Annotated in this window: 6 protein-coding genes; all 6 read right to left on the bottom strand. The window is 68.7% G+C overall.

Annotated elements, in window-relative coordinates; all coding sequences use genetic code 11:
* Positions 1-7: 7 nt before the first annotated feature.
* The 6 genes from KV110_RS35835 to KV110_RS35860 all read right to left on the bottom strand — a co-directional run bounded on the left by KV110_RS35835 (position 8) and on the right by KV110_RS35860 (position 15686).
* Positions 8-757: a thioesterase II family protein gene (locus tag KV110_RS35835; RefSeq protein WP_218471568.1), complete on the bottom strand. Its 750-nt coding sequence runs from the start codon at positions 755-757 to the stop codon at positions 8-10.
* A complete protein-coding gene (locus tag KV110_RS35840) occupies positions 754-1863 on the bottom strand; it encodes a saccharopine dehydrogenase NADP-binding domain-containing protein (RefSeq protein WP_218471569.1) in 1110 nt (369 codons plus the stop codon). The genes KV110_RS35835 and KV110_RS35840 overlap by 4 nt, the downstream gene beginning before the upstream one ends.
* The gene (locus tag KV110_RS35845) at positions 1860-5987 is read right to left on the bottom strand and encodes a non-ribosomal peptide synthetase (RefSeq protein WP_218471570.1); all 4128 of its coding nucleotides are present in this window, start codon (positions 5985-5987) and stop codon (positions 1860-1862) included. The genes KV110_RS35840 and KV110_RS35845 overlap by 4 nt, the downstream gene beginning before the upstream one ends.
* Positions 5984-13609 carry a non-ribosomal peptide synthetase gene (locus KV110_RS35850; RefSeq protein ID WP_218471571.1) on the bottom strand — a complete coding sequence of 2542 codons (7626 nt, stop codon included), beginning with the start codon at positions 13607-13609 and terminating at the stop codon, positions 5984-5986. The genes KV110_RS35845 and KV110_RS35850 overlap by 4 nt, the downstream gene beginning before the upstream one ends.
* A gap of 33 nt (positions 13610-13642) precedes the next feature.
* The gene (locus KV110_RS35855) at positions 13643-14602 is read right to left on the bottom strand and encodes a ParB/RepB/Spo0J family partition protein (RefSeq protein WP_218471572.1); all 960 of its coding nucleotides are present in this window, start codon (positions 14600-14602) and stop codon (positions 13643-13645) included.
* Positions 14603-15023: 421 nt separating this feature from the next.
* Complete coding sequence (locus tag KV110_RS35860; RefSeq protein WP_218471573.1) at positions 15024-15686, bottom strand: response regulator; 663 nt, start codon at positions 15684-15686, stop codon at positions 15024-15026.
* Positions 15687-15701: the final 15 nt, after the last annotated feature.

The following is a 15701-nucleotide window of genomic DNA, read 5'->3' on the forward strand; positions in this document are numbered from 1 at the left end:
GCTGTCGTCACGGCGTCGAAGGCCAGAGCGTGTCGGAGGTCGTCAGCAGCCCCGAGAGCCATCCGACGAACGCACGCTGGTTCTCGACGAGATGGAAGTGATCGCCGGGCATGGTGTGCAGATCGAAGCCGGCCACCGTGCAGTCCTGCCACGCCAGCGCCTCGTCCTCGGTGATCTCCGGATCGGCGTCGCTGATCACCGCGGACAGCGGAATGTGCAGCGGGGCAACCGAACCGGGCTGGTATCGCTCGATCAGCCGGTAGTCCGCGCGGATCATCGGCAGCATGAGCTCGCGGATCTCCGGATGGTCGAACAGTGCCGTCGTCGCACCGCCGAGACTGCGCAGCTCATCGAGCAGGCCTTCCTCGGAACGCAGGTGCACGTCGTTCGGTCGCAGCCGATGCGGCGGCGGATGGCCGGAGACGATCAGCCGTTCGACCGGCCGGGTCGTCCGGCGCGCGACCTCGAACGCCACGGCAGCGCCCATGCTGTGCCCGAACAGCACCATGGGGCCGCCCGGCAGCGCCGCGACGAATTCGTCGGCGAGACCTTCGAGGGTGTCCGGGTGGGAGTCGACCAACCGGTCCTCGCGGCCCGGATAGATCGCGATCGCAAGTTCGATGCCGTCGGGAAGATGCTCGACCCACCCACGGTAGAAACTTGCCGAACCGCCCGCGTGCGGAAAACACACGAGCCGCAGCTGCGGTGACGGTTCCGGGCGGTACACCCGGAAACGGGACTGGTCGGTGGCTCTCATATCGTTCCTTCATCGAGTGCGATGAGCTCGTCGAGCGCGGTGTCGTGCTCGGACAGGTGCACGACCGCCGGATCGGCGGCCAGGTCGTCGACCACACGGTCGGGCGCGAGGACTTCGGCCGCGAAATGCACGCCGGGACCGATCCGGTCCGCGGCCACCGCGACGATCGCGGGCACCGCGGCGGCCGCGACGAGTGCCGCGGCGCTGTCGGCACGCAGCACCAGCGATCGAGTGACCGGCTGCCCCGCGGTCTTGCCATCCAGCTGGAACAGCATGGTGGCGTGTCGCGCGCGGCCGAGCACGTCGAATTCCGCTGCCTGCCTGACCTTTTCGGTCAGGGACGGAACCTCGGACTCGGCGCTGCCTGGAATCTGCTGGAGCAAGCCGGGCAGCCGCTCGCCTTCGAGTACGGCGTACCAGGTACCCGACCCGAGCCCGAGGTTGGTCGCGCTCCGGCGCGCCTCCGGCGACAGATACGGCTGCGCGGTGACCGGCTCCCTGAAGTGCGGCAAACGGATATCGGTTTGCCGCCGCACCGCGTCGAGGGCCGGACCGTTGCGCCACGCGGCCAACGGCACATCGTCGCCGTCCCTGATGCCGACGACGTAGTCGTAGGCGGAGGAGTACCCGAAGGTGTCGCGGGCGCCGTGGTACACCGTCAGCGATTCGATGACATCGCAGCCACGCGCCAGGTGCCGCGGCAGCAAACCGGTCAGGCCGGGGATCATGCCCGCGGAAAGCACCGCGCACCAGTCGTGCGCACCGGCCAGGCGGGCATGCACGGGGTGGTCGCCGCCGATGTCGACGTAGGGCACGCCCGCCCGCCGCGCCGCGAGCGCGACCCGATCCAGGATCAGCCGGGTCGGTCCCGCGCAGTTCACCAGGACGGTGCAGCGTTCGCCGAAGCGCGCGAGCGCGTCGGCATCCATCAGGTCGAGCTGCGCGAATTCACCGGCGCCACCGAGGCGGTCGGCGATCAGCGCACGGCCTGCGGTCGCGTCCCGTCCGGCGATCAGCAGATCGCCTGCCCCCTGCTTGTGCAACCGCTCGGCGATCAGCGCGCCGACCGCACCGTAGCCGCCGAGCAGCCCGATCCGCGCGGTCATGATCGCGCCTCGTTCAGGAGTGCGGCGAGCAGCGCGAACTTCTCGTCGGGCGACGGATGATGGACCGTGACATCGCCGAGGCCACCGGTGCGCAGCTCGTCCACCAACCCGGTCAGCTCCGGTTCCGGGGCCGATCCGACGACGACGACCGGCCCGTCGTACGGCTGAACCCGGTAGCCGCGCAACGCATCTACCGTCGCGCGGAAGATGTCGTAGCGCTTGGCCGTTGTCAGGTCCGTGGCGATCTCGACCAACGCGCCGATCGCCGCGATCCGCTCGGCCGAGGTCGTGCTCCACGGATGCCCGGCCACCTGCGCGAGGGTCGGCGGGAAGCCCACCGCCGCCGGTGCGACCCCGATCTCCTTCGCGAACAGGTACTCGAGTTCGGCATCGTCGCGGGCGAGATCACTCAGGCGATACGGATCGACCAGCACCACCTTGTCGACTTCCGTTCCGGCGGCCGCGATTTCGCGAGCCAACTCGAGCGCGAGCACCGCGGTCGCGCCGTAACCGGCCACCTGGACCCGGCCCGGACGCTCGGTGCGGACGAAGCGCGCGTACGCCGCGGCCCGCCGCTCCAGCAGCAGTTCCGGCTCGGTGCGCAGATAGGTCTCGGCGTCACCGGCGGTGAGCCCCAACACCTTTCGATCCGGGTCGAGCAGGTTCGGCAGCGCGGCGAAGTTGTAGAACTTGCCGGTGCCGTCGTGCACGAGCACCACAACCGGGTCCGCGGTCCCGTGGCCGAGATGCACCAGCGGCGACACGATCTTGCGCCGCGCGGGTTCCGGCTGCGCCGCCTGACCAACGCTCGACAGATAGCGGGCCATGGCCGCCACCGTCGGCTCCGGGAGCAGTTCGCGCACCAGCGTGTCGAAGTACATGCCCGCCGCCTCCGGCACCCGATCGCGCAGCTTCGCCACCAGCTGCGTCGACAGCAGCGAATTGCCACCGAGTGCGAAGAAATCGTCGTGCCGACCGACCTTCTCGATCTTGAGTACTTCGGCCCACAGCTGTGCCAGCGTGGTTTCCAGACCCTCGGCCGGCTCGTCGCCGCCCATGGCCGCCACACCGGACAGGCCGCGCAGTTCGGAGGCGAGCGCGGCGCGATCGACCTTCCCGTTCGCGGTGACCGGTATCGCCGCCACCGGGTGGACCGCCGACGGGCACATATAGCCGGGCAGCAGATCGCGCAGGTAGCGGTCCAGGTGCAGGTCCTCCAGCGGCTCGGTGGCCGCGACGAACGCGGCCAACCTGCGGCGCAGCGCCTCGCCGCCGTCGACGAGCACGACCGCGCCGGACACCGCGGGGTGCGACAGCAACGCCGACTCCACCTCCGCCAGCTCGATGCGATGGCCCCGAATCTTGACCTGGTCGTCCTCCCGGCCGAGGAACTCGATCGCCCCCGACGGCAGGTATCGGCCGAAATCACCCGTGCGATAAAGCGTTTCACCGGTGACCGGGTGGCGTCGGAAACGCTGCCCGGTCCGCTCCTCGTCATTGAGGTAGCCGAGGGCAACGCCGACCCCGCCGATGTACAACTCCCCCGCTACCCACTCGGGACGGTCCCGCATTTCGTGGTCGTAGACGTGGAAGGTCTGATTCCGCAACGGATAGCCGTAGGGAATGCTCGACGCGTCCGGATCGACCGCATCGATGGGGTAGTGGATCGACCAGATCGACGCCTCGGTCGCACCGCCGAGGCTGATCAACCGCAGACCCGGCACCCTGGCCCGGATCTCGTCGGGCAGGGTGACCGGAATCCAGTCCCCGGACAGCAGCGCCAACCGCAGCGACGGGAAGGCAAGGTCGGGGTGCGCCGACAGGTAGTGGCTCAGCATCTGCAGCTGAGCGGGCACCGAGTTCCATACCGTGATGCCGTGGCGCGCAACCAGTTCGGCCCAGTGCGACGGTTCGCCCCGCCGAGCCGCGTCGGGCAGCACGAGGGTGCCGCCCGCACCCAGGGTGCCGAAGATGTCATAGACCGACAGGTCGAAGCCGAGATTGGCCAGGCCGAGCACGCGGTCCTCGGCCGTGACCTCGAAGCGCTCGGAGATGTCGGCGATCGTGTTCGCCGCGGCCCGGTGGCTGATCATCACGCCCTTCGGCGTGCCCGTCGAGCCGGACGTGTAGATCACGTAGGCCAGGTCGTCGGGGGTGCGGTTGCGCGCCGCGAGCTCGAAAGTCGCGGTGTTCGCGGCGATCTCGTCGAGTCCGATGGCTCGGACCGAGGTCGGCGCGGTGGTGTCGGCCTGCGCGCCGACGAGGAACGCGGCACCGGAGTCGCTCAGGATGCGATCCCGCCGCGTCACCGGCTGACCCGGATCGATGGGCAGGTACACGCCACCGGCCGCCAATGCGCCGAGCACGGCCGCGATCTGATCCAGGCCCTTGTCCACCGCGATGGCGACGATGTCACCCGGCGCCGCACCGGCCTGCCCGATGGCGTCCGCGATGCCGCGGGCGCGGGCGCACAGCTGGTGATAGGTGTAGCTGCCCGCGGCGTCGATCACCGCGACCCGGTCCGGGTGGCGCCGCGCGGCCGCGAGCACCGGCTCGTGCAAAAGGGTGTCGGGGATCAGGCCGGTCGTCGCGTTGACCTCGGTGCGGCGCCGTGCCTGCTCCGGTGACAATGACACCGGCGCTTGCGCATTCCACACGTCCTCGTCGCGGGCCAGGCGGACGAGCAGGTCCTCGAAGGCGGCGAACATGTCGTCCACCAGGCCGTCGGGGAACACCTCGGTGCGCACATCCCAGTTCAATTGCAGGGCGCCGTCGCGCTCCAAGGCCTGGCAGTCGATCCACACCTGCGGTGTCTGACTGATGCCGTAGCCCAACCGGCCGAGCGATGCCTCGTCGTTGCCGCTGTCCAGGCCGATCGAGCCGGTGAAGACCACCGGCATCAGCGCCTCGTCCTGGCTGCGCCGACGAGCGATCTCGCGGATCACCTCGATGCCGGAGAACAGCCGGTGGTCCATGTCGTCGAACAGTTGCGTGCCGAGCCGCTGGGCCCGCTCGGCGAAGCTGGCGGCCCCACCAGGGCGCACCTCGAGCAGGGTGACCGAGGTGAAGTCACCGACCAGCACGGGCACATGCGGATGCAACGGCAGCCGGTTGAGCAGCGTCAGGTTCAGCGTGAAATCCGGTCGCCGCGCCCACATTCCGATGATCTCGGCGTAGGCGGCGAGCACCGCACCCGACGCGGTCACGCCCGCCCCGCCGGCACGCCGTTTGAAGGCGACCCAGTCGTCGGGCGCCAGGTGCAGCTCCCTGCGGGTGAATGTCGGCAGGTCGTCCTCGCGCGACGAGGTGGGCAGTTCGGGAGCGGGCGGCAAGTCGTCGACGCGGTCGAGCCAGTAGTCGCGGTCGAGTTGGTACTGGGCCGCGTCCCGCATGCCGCGCTCGGCGAGCACGTAGTCGCGGAACGACACATCGGTCTGCGGCAGTGCGTAATCCGGGTCCCGCTGCAATCGTTCGAGTTGATCGAGCAGCATCGAGATGCTGGCCCAGTCGGCGAGCAGGAAGTCCACCGACACGTGCAGCACGGCCCTGGCCGGGGCCAGGGTGAGGCGCAACTCGAACAGCGGCCACTTGTCGGTGCTGATCTGCTGATGACCGAGCTCGTCCCGGACCTTGGTCAGGAACGTTTCGACGGCCTCGTCGGTGCCGGTGCGCAGGTCGGCGACCGGGATCGGGTAATGCGGAACCTCCGGCAGCACTTGCTGAAAGCCCTCGTCGGAGACGACGGCACGGAGCATGTCGTGGTGCGCGATCAGGCGATTCCAGGCCTGCTCCACCCGGACGGGATCGAGTTCGTCGTACTCGACTTCGACGTACATGTGGCAGGCGATGCCGCCGTAGGCGTATCGGTGCCTGCGGCCCATCACGTACGCGGTCTGCACGTCGGTGAGCGGGAACGGATCGTGTGCGTGCGCGGGATCGGCGACGACGGTGGGCAGTCCCGCGCTGCGCAGGGCGGCGAGGATCGCCTCCTTCTGCTCCCGGAGGACCGCGACGCGTTCGCCGGTCATCACCCCTTTCGGGGCGCGGAATCGGAGCTTGCCCGATTCTTCCCAGAGATGCACCCCGGCCTTTTCCAGTTCCGCGATAACTTGATTGGGACTCATATCTCGCCGTCCTCCATTGATTCGTCGAGCTGGGCCGAGATCGTGTCGGCGACCGCGGCCACGGTGGGTTCGGCGAACATCTGCCGCAGCCGCAAGACCACACCGAACTGGCGGCGCACCGCCTCGGCGAAATGCGTTGCCGTCAAGCTGTCGCCACCGATGGCGAAGAAGTTGGTGTGCCTGCCGATGTCGGCGCCCGCGCCGGGCAGCAGCCCGGCCCACAGCTCCGCGATGGCCTTTTCCACCTCGGTGCGCGGCGGTTCGCCTGCCTCCTCGCCGTCACCGATCGAGCTGAGCAACTCGGCCACCCGCTTGCGGTCGACCTTGTCGCGGGCGCTCAGCGGCAGCCGCGGCAGCACGGTCAACCGATCGGGCACCATGTGCGTCGGCAGTTCGCCGCGCAGCCTGGCCAGCACCTGCTCCGCATCGAGCACCGGGCGGTCCACCGCCGAGCGCGCGGTGAGCAGCAGCAGCGCGGAATCGTCCCGCTCGGCAATGTCGATCTCGGACAGGTCCGCCGCGGTCAGCACGTCGGCCCAGCGGGCCTTGTCCAGCATCGGGCTGCGGCGGCCACCGCCGAACCCGCGCTCGAGCAGGGCCGCGGTGAGCAACCCGATCGGTGCCAGCTCACTGTGCTCGATGCCGACCAGCAGACCGCGCGGGACGAGCAGGTCGGCCGCCTCCAGCGCGCCGTCCACCGGATCGCGGTATCGGTGCAGCGCAACGACTGTCACGACGACGTCGAAGTGGTTGCGCAGGTCCTGCGGCAGCACCCCACCGGTCATCGCGCGGAACTGCCTGCTGTGCGGCAGCCCGTCGAGCCGCTGCGCGGCGAGGTCGAGCAGTCGGGGCGACGGGTCGAGCAAGGTCAGCTCGATGTGCTCGCTGTCAAGGCCGTCGAGCAGGTGGCGCGCGGCCATGCCGGTGCGGCAACCGAGTTCGGCGACGCGGACCGGACGGCCGAGCCGGGCGGCGAGCCCGGTGATCGTTCTGGCGATCCGGCCGATCGCGGCCCCGACATCCGGCTGCCCGGCGACCAGCGACTCCGGCGCGAGCACCGGATCCTCCAGCAGGGTGAGCGGTGACCGATCGCCGCGCAGGATCTCGGTGACTTCAGCATCGGCGACGGCCAACCGTTCGGCCACGGAGTGCATCCACGTGCCCTCGGCCGCAGCGACATTCGCCGCCAAGACGGCCGGATCACGGGCCTCGTCCCAGCGTGCTCCGGTACCGAAGCGGCCGGAGTGCGCGGTGAGCACGTCCCGCTCGACGAGCCAGTCGAGCCAGAGCACCAGCAGATTGCGGAAGTCGTCTGCGACGCCGAGCGCCGCTGCGATGTCGTCCACCGGAGCGGGGCCGGACTCGAGCCCGGCGGCGAGCAATGCCGCGATCCGCGCCTCGACGATCGCCGCTTCGACATCGCCACCGGTGGTGAGTGCCTCATCGACACCGCCGTCGAGCACTCGGTCCAGCTCCGCCATGCCGTCGGTGGCCGGGGTCGCCCCGCTGTGTGCGGCGGTGACGGCCGCGGCGAGTTTGCGGTGGACGCCGGTACCGACGGTGGTCGCGACCGCGCTATCGATGTACGGATGCGCCTCGAGCGCGGATTCGATCTCGCCCAGCTCGATTCGATGGCCACGTACCTTGACCTGATGGTCCAGCCGACCGAGGAATTCCAGCGTGCCGTCCGGCCAGAACCGCGCCACGTCACCGCTGCGATACCAGCGCTGGCCCTGCCAGGACACGAACTTCTCCGCGGTCTTGGCCGCGTCGCCCCGGTATCCCTGTGCGACGCAAACTCCGCCGATCCACAGTTCACCGGCCACCCAGTCCGGGCAATCCCGGCCCTGGGTGTCCACCACTCGGTGGCACTGGTTGTGCAGGGCGAATCCGTAGGGGATGGAACGCCATTCGGGATCCATTTCGGTGACTTCGTACGCGTTGGACCAGATCGCCGTCTCGGTCGGCCCGCCGAGCGCGACGAATCGGCCTGCGGCAGAGCGCGCCCGGTATCGCACGGGCAGATCCATGCCCACCCAGTCGCCGGCCAGCAGCACCAACCGGATCTGGTCGGCCGTACCGTCGGCCTCGGCCGCGGTCAGGTACATGTCGAACAGCGCGGGCACGCTGTTCCAGACCGTCACCTCATGGCGACGGCACAGCTCCACCCAGCGGCGGGCCTCGCGGCGATCCTGCTCACCGATCAGCACCAGCGCACCGCCGACGCTCAGCAAGCCGAACAGGTCGTACACCGACAGATCGAAATCCGCCGCCGACAGCGCCAATGCCCGATCGTCGGCACCGACGCCGAACCGTTCGTTGATGTCGTCCAAGGTGTTCATCGCCGCCCGGTGCGAAACCTCTACGCCCTTGGGCTCACCCGTCGACCCGGACGTGAAGATCACGTAGGCCGAACCGGATACGTCGACGCCGACCGGGCCTGGCAACGGGGTACCGTCCGGTGCCGCCGGGGAGATCACCCGCATGTTTTCGGGCCACCCGCCGCTGGCCTCGTCGGCCACCACGTACCGGACGCCCGCCGAAGCGAACATCCGATCCCGTCGTGCCACCGGCTGGTCGACACCCACCGGTACGTACGCCGCACCCGCGGCCAGCACACCGAGAATCGAAGCAACCTGGGCCGGGCCCTTCGGCAGCGTCACCCCGACAACGTCACCGCGACGCACGCCGCAGGCCACCAAGCCACCGGCCACCTGTAGCGCCCACGCGGCCAACGTCCCGTAGGACAACTCGCCGTCCTCGCCCCACACCAAGGCCACCCGGCCCGGCTCACGCTCGGCCCATTCGAAGAACCCGCCGTGCAACGGCCTGCCGCTCTCCGCGCGCGGTATCGGCAGCGAGTTCCGCTGAGGCAGCCGCAGCGGCAGCGGCGTTGCCCAGTCACCCCCGGCCACCCAGTCGAGCGCGGCGCAGTAGGCGGCGAACATCTGGTCGATCACGCCGTCGGCGAACAGTCCCTCCACGAAATCCCAACTGACCGAGACGCCGTCGGCATATTCGCGAACCTGAAGGTCGAGCGACACCTGCGGCGTATGCGAGATTTCCCAGGAGACCTCGGCGAAGGCGGACGCACCACTGGTGTCCATGCCGTCGAGCACGCCGAGCGCACTGGTGAACACGACCGGCATGCTCACCTCGGCCACCCCGGCGCGCCGCCCCATCTCGCGCAGCGCCCAGGTCGCGGACACCGCCTGATGGTCGAGGCCGCGCCAGATCTGTTCCTGCAGACCGCGCGCCCGTGCGGCCAGTCCCGAGCCCGGTTCCGGCTCGTACGCGACCAGCAAGAGCGAGGTGAACTCGCCGAGGATGTTGTCGATGTCGGGGTGGACCGGGTCGCGCTGGAAGGTGGTGAGCGTCAACGTCATATCCTGCTGCGTGCTCCAGGCACCGAGGACTTCGGCGTAGCACGCCAGCAACAGCGCCGACGGCGTGATCTCGTATTCGCGGGTCCGCTCGGTGATCCTCGCCCAGCTGGCCTGGTCGATGTGGGTCTCCCGGCGGGCGAAGCGTGGCGTCTCGATGCGGCCCGGCTCGATGGCGAGCGGAAGTTCCGGTGGCGGTGGTAGCCGGTCGATCAGGTCGAGCCAGTAGTCGCGCGCCGCGGCGATGTCCTCCGCGCTCGGCCGGGTGTTGAGCTCGTAGTCGCGGAAGGTGATGCCGACCGGCCGCAGCGGTGCCGCCGGATCCCAGTACAGCAGTTCCAGTTCCGCGAACAGGATGAAGATGCTGAGTGCGTCGACGATCAGGTTGTCCAGGCCGACGCCGATGCGGACCCGGTCGCCGTACCGCACGGCGCGCACATCGAACAGCGGCCATTCACCGGGCTCGAAGGTCCGGTGTGCCATGTCTTCACGCAGTTCGGCGAGCGCCGTGTCGGCGTCGGCCGCATCGGCGTCGGTGACCTCGATGACGAACTCGGGGACGCTGGGCAGCACCCACTGGTGCACGTTCCCGTCGAAGATCGTGCGAAGCATGTCGTGCCGCTCGATCAGCGTGTTCCAGGCCTGTTGCAGCCGGGCGAGATCGATGTCGCTGCCGTCGAATTCGCTGTAGAAGTGGCAGCCGATACCGCCGAGAGTGAACTCCGGTCGCCGACCCATCAGGTAGGCGAGCTGCACGTCGGTCACCGGGAAGGGGTCGTAGCGGGCCGCCGGGTCCGGCTCGAAGCCGACCACGTTCGCGTTGCCGAGTTCCAGCGTTGCCGCGAAACCGGCCAGCGTCGGGTTCGCGAACAGTCCGCGAAGCTCCGCGCCCTCGATCCCGGCGGCGCCCAGCCGCGCGACGAGACGGGTGCCGATGAGGCTGTCGCCGCCGCAGCGGAAGAAGTTGTCGGTTCGCGTCGCGCGGTCGATCGGCAGCAGTTCGACCCACAGCTCGGCGACGAGTTGCTCCATGCGCCCCCGCGGCGGTTCGGCCTCCTGGCCGGTCGTGATGTCTTGCTGCTCGAGCACGGTGGCGACGGCGGCACGATCCACCTTGCCGTTCGGCGTCAGTGGCAGCACCGCGATGACGGCGAATTGTTCGGGAACCATGTGCGCCGGAAGCCGATCGCGCAGCCACAGCTCCACCTCGTCGGTGGCGGGCTCGGCGGTCTCGGCGGCGGTGACGGCCGCGGCGAGTTTGCGATGGGCACCGGTACCGATGGTGGTCGCGACCGCGCGATCGATGTGCGGGTGGGCTTCGAGCGCGGATTCGATCTCGCCCAGCTCGATTCGATGACCGCGCACCTTGATCTGATGATCGAACCGACCGAGGAATTCGAGCGTGCCGTCCGCCCAGAATCGCCCCATGTCACCGGTGCGATACCACCGTCGGCCCTGCCACCAGACGAACTTTTCCTCGGTCTTCGCCGCGTCGCCCCGATACCCCTCCGCCAGACCGACGCCGCCGATCCACAACTCGCCCGCCACCCAGTCCGGGCAATCCCGGCCCTGGGTGTCCACCACCCGATAGCACTGGTTGCGCAACGGGAAACCGTAAGGGATAGAGCGCCATTCGGGACCGACCTGATCTACCTCGAAGGCGTTCGACCAGATCGCGGCCTCGGTGGCGCCGCCCAACGCGACGAATCGGCCACCGGCACAACGGCTCCGGTACCGACCGGGCAGATCCAAGCCCACCCAGTCACCCGAGACCAGTACCAACCGAATCCGATCGGCCACCTCGCCCGCCTCGGCCTCGGCGGTGGTCAGGTACATGTCGAACAACGCGGGTGCGCTGTTCCACACGGTCACGTCGTGGCGTCGACACAGCTCGACCCAGCGGCGGGCCTCCCTGCGGTCCTGCTCGCCGACCAGCACCAGCGCGCCGCCGACACCGAGCAAGCCGAACAGGTCGTAGACCGAAAGGTCGAAATCCGCTGCCGAGACCGCGAGCACCCGGTCGTCGGCGTCCACGCCGAACCGTTCGTTGACGTCCTCGACGGTGTTCACCGCCGCCCGGTGCGAAACCTCTACGCCCTTGGGTTGACCCGTCGAGCCGGACGTGAAAATCACGTAGGCCGAACCGGATACGCCGACACCCACCGGACCAGGCAAGGGAGTGCCACCCGGTTCCGTCGGCGAGATCACCCGCACGCCCGCGGGCCACGGGCCCCGCGCCGCGTCGGCCACCACATGCTGAACCCCGGCAGCACCCAGCATGAGTTCGCGACGCACGGCCGGTTGATCGATGCCAACCGGTACGTAGCCAGCGCCCGCGGCCAGCACACCGAAGATCGCCGCGACCTGAGCCGGACCCTTCGGTACCGTCACGCCGACCAGGTCACCGGGCCGCACGCCGTCGGCCACCAACCCACCGGCCACCCGCAATGCCCAGTCGGCCAGTTCGCCGTAGGACATCTCGCCGTCCTCGTCCCACAGCAACGCCGGACGCGCGGGATCCGCTTCGGCCCGCTGGAAGAACGCCTCGTGCAGCAGCCGCCCGGACTCCAGGCCCTCGGTCGCGCCGACTACGCCGCGCACCGCCCGCTGGTCCTGCGGCAGTTCGATCGGCACCGGCGCCGACCAGTCACCGTACGAAAGCCACTCCAGCACACCGCAGTACGCGTCGAACATGCCCTCGACGACGCCCTCGGCGAACAGCTCGGGGACGTAGTCCCAGTTCAGGTACAGCCCGCCGTCCATCTCCATCAGCTGGTGGTCCAGCCATACCTGCGGTGTCTGCGAAACCATGAAGCCGAGTTCGCCGAAGGACTCCCGGAAGTCGGGGCTGAGCAGGTCCCCGCTGTTCAGGTTGCTGGCGAAAACCACTGGCGCACCGGCATGTCCGTCACCGTTGCGCGCGAGGTCGCGCAGCACATCGAGGCCCGAGTACGCCGTGTGTGAGATGTCGGTCTGGAACTGCCGCTGGGTACGCCGGACGCGGTCGGCGAAACCCGGCGCGCCGAGGTCCACCTCGAGCAGGACGAGGTTGGTGAAGTCGGCGATCATCTCGGAGACGTCCGGGTGCAACGTTTTCCGGTCGAAGACAGGAACATTGAGCAGCAACCGCGACGTGCCGCTCCACCGGCCGAGCACCTCGGCGAAGGCGGTCGCGAGCATCATCGCGACGGTCACCTGGTGCTCGCGCGCCCGTTCGGTGAGACGAAGGTATGCGGCAGGCTCGAGCCAGCGCGCGATCCGGCGGAACCGCGGTCCCACGACTCGTTCGGGATCGACGGCGAGCGGAAGCGGCGGCGCGGCAGGCAGATCCGCCAGCCGGGACGTCCAGTACGCCCGGTCACCCTCGACGGCGGCCGCGCGCTGTGCGGTCAGCTCCGTCCGGTAACGCGGGAACGAATACGACAGTGGGCGCAGCGCTTCGGGGTCGCCGCGATAGGCCGCGGCGAGGTCGTTGAGGAAGATGTTGAAGCTCAATACGTCCGCGACCAGCAGGTCCAGTTCGACGTGCAGGCGGGTCGAGCCATTCGGCAGCAGCGACAACTGCACGTCGAACACCTCGCCGTGCTCGACGTCGAGTCTGCGGTGCGACAACGCATCACGCAGTGTGCTCAGCTCGGCCGCGGCCCGGTCGGAGTCGCGCAGATCGTGCACCCGCAGGCCGGGCCAGTCCGGTCGCGGCACGATCTGCTGCGTACCGTCGCCGAGAATGCGCACCCGCAACATCGCGTGCCGTTCGGCCACCGCGCGGACCGAGTGCTCGAGGCGAGCGGGATCGACACCGCCGCCATCGATCTCGAGGTACACGTGGCAGCCGACGCCGCCGAGCGGCTGGTCGTCGCCCCGGCCGACCCAATACGCGTGCTGAATGGGGCTCAGGTCGAACGGGGCCGATTCGTCCACCACGGCGGCGACGACGGCCTCCGGCGAAATCTCCGGGGTCCGTGCGCAAACCAGCTGCCACCAGTCGGCGATCGTCGGCCGTTCGAACAGCTCCGCGAACTTGATGCCGAGACCGCGCCGGTTCCAGGAATCGACGACCCGCATGACATTGAGCGAGTCGATACCGCATTCGATCAGGTTCTCCGCCGGATCGATGTCCTCCGGAGCCTCGCCGAGCAGCGTCGCGACAAGTAGCACGAGGTCGCGCTGGCTGTCCGGGATTCTCGATTCGAATGTCGCGGTGGCCGCGACCGGGGGCACAGATCCGTTGAAAACCATGATTCTCCCAGTAAAAAAATCGTTGTCGAACCGTCAACAGGCTTGGTCGCTGCGGCTTTCCAGCGCCTCGGCAAACCGCTGCCAGTCCGCGGCACACAGCCGGGCGAGCTCGACGATGGCGCGGGTGCAGTGCCCGGGGATGTTGCGAGTGACCGCATCCCATTCCGTGTCGTCGGCGCCCGGTGCCTCCAGCCAGCGCAGCAGGGTGCGGCCGGACTCGGAGAAACGTATCGATGGATCGGACCGAAGCCGGCGCACGACCGCGCGTCGATCGACGGTAGGCAGAACCGGGACGGGGGCGACCGAGGTCTCGACCGCGGCGCGAGCACGTTGCTGCGAGGGCACCGGATTCTCCCCGCGGCGCATCCGCGCCCGGACATCCTTGGCGGTGGTGGCCGAGATGCCTGCCGCACGCGCGACTTCACGAGCCGATGCCGTGGGATTCTCGGCGAAGATCTCGCTCGCCCGGATGCGACCGTCGACCCGGTTGCGCGGGTGATACCGGCCATCGCGGCCGAGTCGCTCGGACGGCGGCACGTTGCCCGACTCGCCGCGCAGCGAGGCGACGGTCTTGTCCGAGATGCCCGCGACCGCAGCGATCGCTCGATCGGACCATTCCGGGTGGTACTCGATGATTCGCGCGGCGGCGGCCTTGCGGTCGGCCAGGGTGAGCGGCAGGCCGTGCGCGCTGTTGAGCCGGACCGCGAGCACGAAGGCATCGCGCTCGTCGCCGTCGAAGAATTGGACCTCGATGGTGTCGTCGCCACGCAGCTCGGCTGCCCGCAAGCGGTGTGCGCCATCGATCACCCGCATCGACGCCCGGTGCACGATGATCGGCGGGAGCGGGGCCTTCACCGCGGCAAGGGTCTGGATGTGGGCGGCGTTTTCGGCTTTTCTTGGCGAATCACCGAAAAGTAACTCGGTGATCGGAATTTCGATTCTTTCGCCCTCAGCGAGAACGCTTGTCGAATCGATGCTGGTAACCGTACCCATATCCGGCCCCATCCTTCCTGCGTTGCCCATTTCGATTGAGCTAGGCGCCAGCATGCATAACCGACGAACTATTGGGCAATAGGTAATGGGAGGGGTGCACCCGGTCGATCAACAAGGCAAGCGATAAGGTGATCCACCGTTACTACTTTCGGCTCACCGGCTGACCGGAATCGGCCATGGATTCGCTAAACGCCACGGCGGCTCCGCAGACGTGCTAGGACTGGCAGCAGAGCCGAATTGCTGGTGAGCGCGGGCTTTCCGGCAGAGCCGGGGAAAACGTGCACCCGGTACCGATCGGCTCGCTCGTCGGCGAGCGCACCGGGTCAGGTCGCGGCCGCCGCACCGATCGCGGGGCGGCGGGCATGCCGAATCGACCGCCGACCGGCACTGTGCGCCGGGGCAGTCGAGGAGAATTCAGCGGCTATTGCCGACGGCCACCCGGCGACGAAAGCAGTCCGAGCGCGACGGCGCGATGGACGGCGTCCAGGCGCGAGCGCGCTCGCAATTTTGCGTAAACACGGGTCAAATGTCGTTTGACGGTGGCTTCGCTGACATATAGCTGTGCGGCGATCTGAGAATTACTGAACGCGCGAGCTACCAATTTGAGAATTTCCAATTCGCGGGACGACAATGTGGGACCTTCCGCCTCGCCCGCGGAGGGCATCGCCCATCGGGGCACGTACCACATCACCATCTGGCCGTCCCCGACCACCGACCGGATACCGGCACACAGCTCTTCTCGCCCAGAGGTTTTCGCGATATAGGCGGACGCGCCGACGGACGTCAGCTCTTGCACCAGATCGGTACTCGCATGCATGGACAGCACAACCACCCGGGTATCCGGCGAGACACCCCGGATCTGCCGAATCGTGGTCACCGCGCCCTCGCCCGGCATTTCCACGTCGAGCAGCAAGACGTCCGGCCGGTGCTCGGCGGCCAGCGCGACGGCATCGTGGCCGGACGCGCCGTCGCCGACGATGTGGAAATCCGGTTCGGCCGCGAGAATCTGGCACACACCCTGCCGGAACAGCGTGTGATCGTCGGCAATGACGACCCGGTATCGCTCGGAACGCTCGGAGGTCATCGTTCCTCCTTACTG

This window comes from Nocardia iowensis, from assembly GCF_019222765.1.
GTDB classification, from domain to species: domain Bacteria; phylum Actinomycetota; class Actinomycetes; order Mycobacteriales; family Mycobacteriaceae; genus Nocardia; species Nocardia iowensis.

Bases quoted from the DNA above. Each gene is read 5' to 3' on its own strand.
- KV110_RS35835 (WP_218471568.1), bottom strand. From the start codon at position 757: ATGAGAGCCACCGACCAGTCCCGTTTCCGGGTGTACCGCCCGGAACCG.
- KV110_RS35840 (WP_218471569.1), bottom strand. From the start codon at position 1,863: ATGACCGCGCGGATCGGGCTGCTCGGCGGCTACGGTGCGGTCGGCGCG.
- KV110_RS35845 (WP_218471570.1), bottom strand. From the start codon at position 5,987: ATGAGTCCCAATCAAGTTATCGCGGAACTGGAAAAGGCCGGGGTGCAT.
- KV110_RS35850 (WP_218471571.1), bottom strand. From the start codon at position 13,609: ATGGTTTTCAACGGATCTGTGCCCCCGGTCGCGGCCACCGCGACATTC.
- KV110_RS35855 (WP_218471572.1), bottom strand. From the start codon at position 14,602: ATGGGTACGGTTACCAGCATCGATTCGACAAGCGTTCTCGCTGAGGGC.
- KV110_RS35860 (WP_218471573.1), bottom strand. From the start codon at position 15,686: ATGACCTCCGAGCGTTCCGAGCGATACCGGGTCGTCATTGCCGACGAT.